The sequence below is a fragment of the Micromonospora sp. 4G55 genome (assembly GCF_016803375.1).
Window position 1 is genome coordinate 1 of the sequence record NZ_JAEVHN010000228.1, and the last position, 8,849, is coordinate 8,849.

5 protein-coding genes and 1 pseudogene are annotated in these 8,849 nt (G+C 72.0%); 5 read left to right on the forward strand and 1 reads right to left on the reverse strand.

The features are described 5' to 3' along the window. Positions 1–58 precede the first annotated feature (58 nt). The 5 genes and pseudogenes from JNW89_RS18975 to JNW89_RS18995 all read left to right on the forward strand — a co-directional run bounded on the left by JNW89_RS18975 (position 59) and on the right by JNW89_RS18995 (position 8,013). Entirely contained in the window at positions 59–1,849 is a 1,791-nt protein-coding gene (locus tag JNW89_RS18975) for a VirB4 family type IV secretion system protein (protein WP_238449924.1), read from the forward strand. 68 nt (positions 1,850–1,917) lie between these two features. Further along, entirely contained in the window at positions 1,918–4,356 is a 2,439-nt protein-coding gene (locus tag JNW89_RS18980; RefSeq protein ID WP_238449925.1) for a helicase HerA domain-containing protein, read from the forward strand. Between the two features lie 302 nt (positions 4,357–4,658). Beyond that, positions 4,659–5,560: pseudogene (locus tag JNW89_RS18985) on the forward strand (replication-relaxation family protein). 442 nt (positions 5,561–6,002) lie between these two features. Continuing rightward, positions 6,003–6,824, forward strand: coding sequence for a hypothetical protein (locus JNW89_RS18990; RefSeq protein ID WP_238449922.1), 822 nt, complete (start codon positions 6,003–6,005; stop codon positions 6,822–6,824). Positions 6,825–7,242: 418 nt separating this feature from the next. Next, a complete protein-coding gene (locus JNW89_RS18995) occupies positions 7,243–8,013 on the forward strand; it encodes a helix-turn-helix domain-containing protein (RefSeq protein WP_238449923.1) in 771 nt (256 codons plus the stop codon). A gap of 152 nt (positions 8,014–8,165) precedes the next feature. On the opposite strand, the gene JNW89_RS19000 is transcribed toward JNW89_RS18995, so the two are convergent. Beyond that, positions 8,166–8,849: group II intron maturase-specific domain-containing protein (locus JNW89_RS19000; RefSeq protein WP_305070521.1), on the reverse strand; the 684-nt coding region annotated here is incomplete at its 5' end.

The following is an 8,849-nucleotide window of genomic DNA, read 5'->3' on the forward strand; positions in this document are numbered from 1 at the left end:
CGTCACGCACCTCACCCGCACCACGCCAGCGCCAAGCCTCCGGGAGGAGCCGACAGACATGAAGATCCGCAACCGATCCCACTCCGCCGACCAGGGCCGCCGGGCGCACCGGCTGGCGGCTGCGGTCGCGCCCGCCTCCGTGGAGGTGACCCCGCGGATGCTGCGCGTCGGCGACGGCTACGCCGCAACCCTCGTGGTCACCGGCTACCCGGCCGAGGTTGGCCCCGCCTGGCTCGAACCACTGCTGTCCTGGCCCGGCCGCCTCGACCTGGCCCTGCACATCGAGCCGCTGCCCGCGCCGGTCGCCGCATCGCGGCTGCGCACCCAGCGCGCCCGCTTCGAGTCCTCCCGTCGAGCCGACGCCGGACGGGGCAAGCTGCCCGACCCGCAGGTGGAGGCCGCGGCCGACGACGCCGCGGACCTCGCCGAGCGTCTCGCCCGCGGCGCGGCCAAGCTCTTCCGGGTCGGCCTCTACCTCACCGTGCATGCCCGCAGCGAAGACGAACTCCTCGAGGCCTGCGCCCAGGTGAAAGCCGCCGCCGCGTCGACGCTGATCGAGGTGCAGCCCGCCACGTGGCGGCACCTCGCCGGCTGGACCACCACCCTGCCCCTGGCCACGGACTCGCTGCAGGTGCGCCGCACCATGGACACCCAGGCCCTCGCCGCAGCGTTCCCTCTGGCCAGCGCGGACCTGCCCGCGCCGCTGCCCGGCGACCCGCCCGCCGAGGGTGGGGTGCTCTACGGGGTGAACCCGGACTCCGGGGGAATCGTGTGGTGGGACCGGTGGGTCCAGGAGAACCACAACTCGATCGTGCTGGCCCGCTCGGGCGCCGGGAAGAGCTACTTCGTGAAGCTGGAGATCCTGCGCAGCCTCTACCAGCAGGTGCAGGTAGCGGTCGTCGACCCCGAGGACGAATACCTGCGGTTGGCCGACGCGGTGGGCGGGGTGGTGGTCCGCCTGGGTGTTGCCGGGGTCAAGGTCAACCCTCTCGACCTGCCGGCCGGAGACACCCGCCCGGACGTGCTCATCCGCCGCGGGTTGTTCCTGCACACCTTCGTCGCGGTGCTGCTTGGCGAGCAGCCGCCGCCGGTGGAGCGGGCCGCCCTGGACCGGGCGATCCTGGCCGTGTACCGACAAGCGGGCATCACCGCCGATCCCGCGACGCATCACCGGCCCGCCCCGCTCCTGCGGGATCTGGCCGCAATTCTGCGCGCCGACGACGACCCGGCCGCGGGCCAGCTCGCGGCGCGCCTCGCCCCGTGGGTGCAGGGGTCGTTTTCGCAGCTGTTCGACGGGCCCACCACCACCCGCCCGGACGGGCACCTCGTGGTGTGGTCGCTGCGGCATCTGCCCGACGAGCTGCGCACCGTCGGCACCCTGCTCGCGTTGGACGCGATCTGGCGTGCAGTCGACACTCCCGGCCGGCTGGCCACCCGGCGGCTGGTTGTGGTCGACGAGGCGTGGCTGTTGATGCGCGACGGCGAGGGCGCCCGGTTCCTGTTCCGTATGTCCAAGGCCGCCCGCAAACGTCACGCCGGGCTGACCGTCATCACGCAGGACGTCGCCGATGTCCTCGGCAGCGACCTCGGCCAGGCCGTTGTCGCCAACGCCGCCACCCAGGTCCTGCTCAAGCAGGCACCACAGGCCATCGACGCGGTCGGCGACGCGTTCGGTCTCACCGCCGGCGAACGACGCCGGCTGCTCGCCGCCCGCGTCGGAACCGGTCTGTTGATCTCCGGCACCAACCGGACCAGCTTCGAGGGCATCGCCTCCGACGCCGAGCATCTGCTGTGCACCACCCGGCCCGGAGAGCTGGCCGACTTGGACGAGGAAGGCGACGACCTGTGACCTCGCCCCTTGTCACCCTGGCTCCGCTCCCGTCGGCGCCCAGCCCGTCCGGGCCGGGCGCCGGTGTCATCCTGCCCCCGACCGGCTCCGCCCGCTGGGTGCTCGACGCCGCGGACTGGGCGGCGCAACGGCCGTGGCTGCTCGCCGCCGCCGCGACCGTCATCGTCGCCTGGGTGACGGCGCGCAATCTGCTTTCGCTGTGGCGGCACCGCCGGCACGCCGACGGCGCACGCCTGGTCACCATCGCTCCGCCACCGCAGGTCGACCCGCACAGCGCCGCCGCCCTGTGGGCCAACCTCGCCGGCACCTTGACGCCGTCACGCAGGCGCCGGTTGCTGCACGGCAGCCCGCACGTGGCCTGGCAGTACACGTGGACCGGCCGGCAGCTGCTGATCTCGCTGTGGGTGCCCGGGACGGTGGCGCCCGGTGCGGTCGAGGCCGCGATCCGCGCCGCCTGGCCGGGGGCGGTCTGCACCACCGATGCCGCCCCGGCCCCCATCCCGCTGCATGTTCCGTTCGCTGTCGGCGGGCATCTGCTGCCCGTCGCCGCGGAGTGGCTGCCGCTGCGCACCGATCACGACAACGATCCGCTGCGGGCGCTGATGTCCGCCGGCTCCCAGCTCAAGGCCGACGAGTACGCCTGCGTGCAGGTCCTCGCCCGGCCCGCCCGGCCCGGCCGCGCTGCCCGGGCCCGCCATGCAGCCGTCCGGCTGCGTGATGGCAAGACCGGTATGCCGTCGATCAACCTCGCCGGCGCAGTGCTGTGGCTGATCGAGGTGTTCCAACCCAAGTCGCCCGGTCGAAACCGGCCTCATTCGAGCGGTTGGCAGCGGCGGGATCCGGGCGTGGAACGCGACGTGCGGGCCATCCTCGACAAGACCGCCCACCCGCTGTGGGAGACCGGCATCCGCTATGCCGTGGCCAAGAGCGCCCGTCGCGGCGGCGCCGACCCGCGTGCCCGGCTGTGGGGCATCGCCGACGCGGTCGCTGCGTCCTTCGCCATCCACACCGGACGGAACCGTCTCAGCCACCGCGCCGGCATGTCCTCGCCGGTGACGGTGCTGGCGCAGCGGCGCCTCGGCGCGGGCTTCCTCACCTGCACCCCGGAGCTCGCCACGCTCGCGGCCCTCCCCCAAGATTTGGCGGTGCCGGGCCTGGACCGGGCACGCGCCCGGTCGATGCCCGCACCAGTCGCGGTGTCGACCGGTGGGCGCGGCGCGAAGGTCCTCGGGGACGCCGAGGTCGGCGGGCACGCGGTCGCCCTATCGGTGCCCGACGCCCGCTATCACATGCACGTGGTCGGATCGACAGGCTCAGGCAAGACGACATTGCTGGTCAACATGGCCGTCGCGGACATCACCGCCGGCCGGGGCACCGTCGTGATCGACCCGCACGGCGACATGGTCCTGGACATCCTCGACCGGCTCCCCGCATCCGCCGCCGACCGGGTGGTGCTGTTCGACCCCGACCAACCCAACCCGCCCACCCTCAACCCGCTGTCCGGCGACGACCCCGACCTCGTGGTGGACAACCTGGTGTCGATCTTCGGGACCATCTTCGCCAAAGCGTGGGGGCCGCGGATGGACGACGTGATGCGGGTGGCCTGCCTGACCCTGCTGCGCCACGCCAACGTCACCCTGCAGCACATCCCACCGCTGCTCAACTCGGCGCAGTTCCGGTCGGCGATGACCGTCGGCCTCGACGACCCGGCCGGGCTATCCGGGTTCTGGCAGTGGTACGACGAGCTCAACCCCGCCCTGCGCTCCCAGGTCATCGGCCCCGTCCTCGCCCGCCTGCGTGCCTTTCTGCTGCGCGACTTCGTCAAGCGCACCATGCGCTATCCCCGCTCGAGTTTCGACATGGGCAAGGTCCTCGACGGTGGGGCGCTGCTCGTGCGCATCCCGAAAGGGCAGCTCGGGGAGGACACCAGCAAACTGCTCGGCTCGCTGGTGCTGGCGCAGGTGTGGCAGGCCGCCACCGCCCGCGCGAGGGTCGCCCCCGACAAGCGCCGCGACGCCACCCTGATCATCGACGAGTGCCAGAACTTCCTGACGCTGGCCAACTCGCTGGACACGATGCTCGCCGAGGCCCGCAAGTACCGGCTGTCCCTGGTCCTGTCGCACCAGGACCTCGCCCAGTTCCCCAAGGACCTGCTTGCCGCCGCGTCGGCGAACGCCCGCAACAAGGTCTACTTCTCCTGCGCGCCCGAAGACGCCCGGGTCCTGGCCCGACACACCCTGCCCGAGCTCGACGAGCACGACCTGACCCACCTCGACGCGTACACCGCCGCAACCCGACTCGTCGCCGGCGGCCGACAAACCGCCGCCTTCACCATGCGCACCCGCCCACCCCGCCCCATCGTGGGTGAGACAACCGCTATCCGCCAGGCGGCGGCTAGGGCGGTTCCGCCGCAGGACAGCAGTGCCGTCGATGACCTCGTCGACCGCTTCTCGCAGTCACCTACTCACCTCCGCTCCCGGCCGAGGTCGGACAAGCGCGAGGCCTGATAGGTCGCCGTCGTGGCGCGGGCGGTTCGTGTCCTGCCGGTCTGTCAGCGGCGTCGGTAGGCCCTTCCGTGTGGTCTTCCGTCAGCCCTGCCGCCGGCCTTCACCACCTCGCCGCCCGGACGCGGGCCAGCACGCCTCGGCACGCCTGTTCGTGCTGCTCACGGCCGCCGACAGAGACTGCCGGCTCCGGTCACTTTCCAGACACCCCTCCACGGGAGGGGACCACTCCTCCTTCCCCTGAAGGGAATCCACTCGTGTCTCACGATCGTCCTGTCTTCCACCCGCCCTCGTTGAACCCGCGAATCCTCGCCTCGCGCAGCACGACCAGTCGCCGCTCTCGTCTGGAGAACCTGCGCCGGTTGACTTTGCGCGACCGTCAGCTGCTCGCGTGGCTGGCCGAGCACTACGTGCTGTCGACCGAGCAGATCACCGAGGCGCTGTTCCCGTCCCGGCGCTCGGCCCGGCTGCGTCTGGCCACGCTGCACGCCATCGACGCCGTCACCCGGTTCGTCGACATCACCACCGGCGACGGGCAGTACCTGTACGCCCTCGGACCCCTCGGGATGCTCGTGCATCCCACCGCCTACAACGATCCGGACCGGCCTGACGCCCGGCCGCCGCGCAGCAGCATCGAGCGCACGGAACGCATTGTCGGCAGCCGCCGGCTCGCGCACCTGCTGGGCACCAACCAGCTGTTCACCGATCTCCTCGCCCATGCCCGCACCCACGAGGGCGTGCGGCTAGCGCGGTGGTGGTCCGAGCAGCACGCCACCGCCGCCTACGCCATCGCCGGTATCCGCCCTGACGCCCACGGCGTGTGGTGTGCCGGCGGCCGGCAGGTCGGGTTCTTCCTCGAGCACGACAACGGCACCGAGCCCTTGGCGACGGTGCTACGCAAGCTGCGCGGCTACGAGCGTCTGGCCGAATTCGGGCCCCGCTACCCGGTCCTGCTGCGGGTGCCGAGCCGACGCCGGGAGGCCAACCTTCTGCGCGCCTTGGCGGGGGCGCGCACCGTCATGCCGGTGGCCACGGCCTGCAAGGGGATCACCCTGCTGGGGCGGCATGGACCCTCGCCGCTGACCCGATCGGGCGCTGCTGCTTGCACGAGCTGCCCTCCGATCACGGCCCGGACAACCCCGCCACCAACCCCCACCGGTTCACCGACGACATCGACCAGCAGCTCTTTCCCGGCGAAGACGTCTGACAGGTGCAGGCCGCAGCGGTGAGCTACTCCCCTGGCCCACGCTGTCCGCCTCAATGCCTGACCTGTCAGCCCAACCGGATCTGACAGCGCTCTGACACGCGGGACCGGAACCGGACCGGATGGTCTGACAGCGCAGGTCAACCCCACTTCCGGCATGCTCGGCGCGGGATGGCGCTGACAGAGGCAGCCAGTACCGTCATCGACCACACCTCCACCCCATGTATCGCTTCACCTGGTTCGGTCCCACCTCCGGGATCCCTCGCCGCACCACACCGGCGCGCCTGTCACCCACCCGCTTCGGCCGGTCGGTACGCGCACCGCGCGGCGACCCCCGAGGTCGCACCAACTACCCGCAGCACCGTCTCCCTGACCCGTCCCATGTACGCGATGGGCTGGTCGCCGCTGCGTGCCCTGACGCGCCCGCACCACAGGAGGAACCTGCATGACCCACACCCCCAACGGCACTCCGCTGACCCGCCACGGCAGCCGCGTGCCCACTCTCACCGCCAAGCCGGCCCCGCCCCCGCCGGCCCTTGCCACGTCGAGCCCCGCCTACGCTGCCCAGCGCCGCACCCCGCGACAGGCTGTCACACCGGCGCCGACCATCCACATGATGATCGTCTGCCTGCCCGACGACCTCCCCGGTGAGGCGCTCACCGCTCACCAGCTCGCCGCGCACTTCGGTGTCCCCGCCACCCTCACCGCCGGCTTCTGGGCCGTGCCCGGACTGCGTCGGTGGCAGCGCCGCCAGATGATCGGCCTGCGTAAGGGCCAACCCGCGCCCTGCAGCGGCGGACCCGTCCGGCTGCTCGACCTGCACGGCATGCGTCAGGCCGCCGCCGTCGGCGCCGGCATCCGGCACCAGATCTGGCAGCAGGCCGTGCACGGCACCCGACCCGCCACCCCATGGCCCACCTTCGAGGCGCGCCACCTCGCCAACCCGAACCGCTACCCCCTGCAAGCGGCGGCCACGGACTTCCACACCCAACCCCGCGTCCACGCCATGCGCCTGCACGCCGCCACCCACCCCGGCCCTGGCCAGCCTGGCATCGGAGAGCTGGAGATGTTGCAAGCCGGTCCCCTCGCCTATCAGCACTACAGTGCCGCCACCGCCGTGGTCGGCGACGCCATGCTCACCGCCGACGGTCGCAAGCTCGCCCCGGCCAGCGACGCCCTCACCGACCGCACCACCTACATCGAGCAGGCCCTGCACCACCTCGACACCCTCGCACCTGACCAGCGGCTCATCGCTGTCGCCCTATAACGCCCAACCCTCAACCCGGGCAGCGCACCGCGCCCCGCACGACAGCAGGTACACGCCCTGCCGGGCCGCTGCCTCACGCCGCTGACGCCATCGTCGATCAATCGGCAGCCCTGAGCCGGGCACCCGCCAGCCGAGGCGCCGGCGCGCGATGACGGCCCTGCGGACGGCAGCCCAGCGGTTTCGCGGCAGCATCCCGTCCGGGCGGCCCGCCCGGCGGGTGCTCAGCCAACACGGCCGGGGATGGCCGCCCTGTTCCTCTTCCCCGCTCGCCCGTCGCCGCCCGACCTCTCGGAGGCGATAGCGACCCGGCGCATCCCGAACTCCGGGCGACCCACTTGCTTCCACCTCGCCATCGAAGCGTGGATCAGTCCACGCCTCATCCAGCCGCCCCGCGACCGCGGGAGACAAGGACACGCCAATGAACGAGACCGGTCCCGCCCTCTCACCCAGCACCGCGAAGGTTCTGGCCGCCCTCGCCGCGCTCGGCGAGGCCACCGCCAGCGGCGTCGCCGCTCACGCCGAGATCGGCTACTCCACCACCACTCCGAAGCTGCGCAGCCTGGAAGAAGCTGGACTCGCCGAACGGTTCCGTGTCGAGTCCCGCACTATGTGGCGGTTGACCGACGCCGGCCGTGCCACCGCTGCCAGCGATTCCGACACCCCGCCGATCGAAGCGGAACCCGCCAACCAGACCCCGGCCGCCGCCCCTTCCGCAGCCGCCGGTGCCGATCCCGCCGACATCAGCACCGATGTTCCTGAGACCGGCACCGAGATGGCGGGCATAGTCGAGCCGCCCGCCGGCGCCGACGGCGACGCCGTCACGGCGGATAGCAGCTGTGCCGGTGACCTGACCGGCGAGACGTCCACCCCCGACGTCGCTAACCCCCAAGAACTGGGCAACACCGACGCTGTCGACACGGCCGCACCGCAGGCCCCCAGGAGCGGGAACCGGCGGGCGGGCGGCTCCTTGCGGGCTGTGCTGGACGTTCTCGAAGCCCACCCGCAGCGGCAGTTCAAGACCGGGGAGCTGTGCCGGCTCATCGACGCCGCCAACGACGGCAGCCGGGCGGCCAAGGCCAGCGCCGGAGCGGTCGCGAACGCGGCGATCAAGCTCGTCGCCGCCGGGCTGGCCGTCCAGACCGTCGACCGGCCGGCCACCTTCCAGCTCGCCCCCACCGACGGCCAGTAGCCCCACATACCCCCGGTAGCCCGGGGGCGGACGTCGAAGTTGGCGCCTCCCGTCCACCCCCGGTGCTCCTTACTCGAGAGTCGGGTAGCCCCATCGCGTCGCCGTGACGGGGCCCCCTCAGAACCGGGCGTGCGGCTTTCACCGCACCCGGCTCAAGCAAGCCCCACGGGCTCGCAGGTCTCTTGCGGTGCTGGGCTCACGTTGGCAGCGGAGGTGCGCCGCCGCCGGCAGTGAGCGTGGACGAGACGCGGTTGATCGTCCGGCCCGCCACCCCCTGGGACGATGGCTTTGCGGCTGATCGCCTTGCGGGTTCCGCGCAGCCACTGTTCCCACTGCTGTGGGTTCTGCGGCTGCCGGTCGGCGTGCAGCAGCAGGTCGTCGCAGTAGCCGCACCGCCCGTGCTGAGCCTGGAGCAGGCCCAGGGTGAGGCGGTTGACTGGGAGCGACGATCGGCTGCGGCGACGCCGGGCGTTCCAGTAGTCGGTCAGGGTCGGGTCGTCGACGGACGCCGAGCCGATGACCATCTGGTGCCGGACGATTTTCGTCCAGCCGAACTTGAGCAGGTATGCGCCGCTGTCGCGGTCGCCGAACACCCACCGGGTTCTGCGGGACGGGTTGAACCGGTCGAAGTACCGGGAAACGATCCAGTGCTTCGGCTTGTTCGGGTGGCGGCGTAACGCCCACCTGTAGGTCAGCTGCCACAGGTAGTGGTCCAGCCGGCTGAAGACTCGACTGGACACCGCCGTCCGGTAGTAGGCCGCCCAGCCGCGCACGATCGGGTTGATCGCGCCGACGATCACCGCGACGTCGGCTCCTCGCAGAGCCTTGATCTCGGT

Excerpts from the sequence above, each read along its gene's own strand:
- JNW89_RS18995 (WP_238449923.1), top strand. The coding sequence starts at position 7,243 with ATGAACGAGACCGGTCCCGCCCTCTCACCCAGCACCGCGAAGGTTCTG.
- JNW89_RS18990 (WP_238449922.1), top strand. The coding sequence starts at position 6,003 with ATGACCCACACCCCCAACGGCACTCCGCTGACCCGCCACGGCAGCCGC.
- JNW89_RS18975 (WP_238449924.1), top strand. The coding sequence starts at position 59 with ATGAAGATCCGCAACCGATCCCACTCCGCCGACCAGGGCCGCCGGGCG.